This window comes from Corynebacterium hindlerae (genome assembly GCF_014117265.1).
In the GTDB taxonomy this organism is placed as follows: Bacteria; Actinomycetota; Actinomycetes; order Mycobacteriales; family Mycobacteriaceae; genus Corynebacterium; species Corynebacterium hindlerae.
Window position 1 is genome coordinate 1 of record NZ_CP059834.1, and the last position, 1,450, is coordinate 1,450.

Consider the following 1,450-nt stretch of genomic DNA (forward strand, 5'->3'; position numbering starts at 1 on the left):
CCTCCGATGAGATCGGCACCTGCGACGGGGTCGGACGCAAGCAAATGTTCCAACGTGGCCGCATCTACACTTCCCTGTCCGGTGTGGTCTCTATCGAAGGCAAGATCTTAGAAAAGTGGATCGAAACAGGTGAAGAAAAAGGCCCCCTCGGTTACCCAGCCACCGATGAAGAAGGCACCCCAGATGGTGTGGGCCGGTTCAACCGCTTCGCCCTCGGCATGATCTACTGGCACCCCAAGCACGGAGCACACTGGCTTAATCCATTGGTTGCTGCCGTGTGGGGAAAGCATGGGTGGGAGAGATCTCGTTGGGGATACCCTATCGAAGATTCTCAACCACTTCCTTCCGGCACCGGAGTCCAACGATTTGAGCATGGGGACTTCGACCTATTCTCCGAAATTAGCTCACTGGGTAGCCGGAGCATCCATGGAAAGGAAATCAGCAATTTGATTCCTGACTACATGGTTACCGCTGATGCGTATCCAAGTGAATTTACTTTCCGCCCATTCGTTACAGAAGACTCGCTACCATTCCCCGATAATCCGAATATGGGCGGCGTGACGATTCCCGACAACTATCAGTATCGCAACACCTATGGATTGGATGATTTTTGCACTTTCTCGCCAGATGCTTGGAACATGGCAGGGGTATCAGTAAATTTCCGTGGCGCATGCGCGCGACATGATATGTGTTATCTACAAGTAAAACAAGAATTCGAGTCCGACTCCCCTGACGCCATTTACGCTCCTGAGCGCAGGGAACGAATGCGCAAATGTGATGCAATATTCCATGTGAACATGATGACTGTGTGCAGGAATGAGACGCTTCAGTTCTCATGGGCAGCGCCACAATGCCGCGACGTCGCGAGGACTTATTGGGGTGGCGTCGTGGCAAGGCATCACAAGAATTATTTCGGAATTGTGGGTGGATAATTGATCAGGCGCATTTCCACCGCATTGTTTTTGTTCACGTTGCCTTTGTCCGTCGCGGGATGTGGGAACGCTATGGACACCAAGTTTATTGGACAAACCGCAATAGAAAAGGTAGACGACACAACCATAAAAGTGCTAGTCAATCCATGCGGCGCGCCAATGACTGACGTGTTCATTGACAATGTCATCCCTGAACCGCCAACACCCCGGCCGAGCGAAAAGTTCGGAAAAGGCATCCGATTCGAATCTCCTAAGTCTGAAGAATTCGAATTGACCTTTTCACTCGACCCCAATTCCCCTGAAAGTCTCGAAATCTTCACCAAAGATCTCGGCGAGATAAACATTTTCACCGTAGCTCGAGGGGAAGACACGAGAAGTTTTGGAGTTTATGGGCTCTTCCGGTTTTAGAGTGCGTTGATCTTGTCCTGTAGTTGTCCGGAGTGGATCAGGCACCGCAAGATGTAGTGGTTGAGGTTTCGGAATCCCAGGGCGATCCCCCGTAGGTGCTCGAGCCTGCC

The 1,450-nt window shown here is 51.4% G+C and carries 2 protein-coding genes; both read left to right on the forward strand.

Annotated elements, in window-relative coordinates; genetic code table 11:
• Positions 1 to 44 precede the first annotated feature (44 nt).
• The gene (locus tag HW450_RS12940) at positions 45 to 932 is read left to right on the forward strand and encodes an LGFP repeat-containing protein (protein ID WP_232843399.1); all 888 of its coding nucleotides are present in this window, start codon (positions 45 to 47) and stop codon (positions 930 to 932) included.
• A 72-nt stretch (positions 933 to 1,004) separates the two neighbouring features.
• Positions 1,005 to 1,340 carry a hypothetical protein gene (locus HW450_RS12945; protein ID WP_182387579.1) on the forward strand — a complete coding sequence of 112 codons (336 nt, stop codon included), beginning with the start codon at positions 1,005 to 1,007 and terminating at the stop codon, positions 1,338 to 1,340.
• Positions 1,341 to 1,450: the final 110 nt, after the last annotated feature.